This is a genomic window from Parendozoicomonas sp. 209JJ7-1 (assembly GCF_058147085.1).
Genome location: NZ_JBYVJU010000203.1, coordinates 1 through 216 on the forward strand (window position 1 = coordinate 1; position 216 = coordinate 216).

Genomic DNA, 216 nt, shown 5'->3' on the forward strand with positions numbered 1-216 from the left:
ACTCCGCGCGTCGCCTTTATCAGGCCGCTTACAGAGATATCGATACAAGAGAGGCGGATACGGTTGAGGGTGCCAGCATTCATATCAGGGCATTCCAAAAAACTGAATATAAAACACCGGGAACAAGAATAGGTCACAATCCAATGATTCATTTCCATGGAGAAGAGAGCTTCGCGACACCCTCTCCCGTGTGGGAACGCATACCAGCGAATCGCC

At 50.0% G+C, this 216-nt stretch carries 1 protein-coding gene; it reads left to right on the forward strand.

Annotation, left to right across the window (positions count from 1 at the left end; all coding sequences use genetic code 11):
- Positions 1-216 (forward strand): hypothetical protein (locus tag ACY2RQ_RS19965; protein WP_490114765.1); only part of this gene is annotated, 216 nt, incomplete at both ends.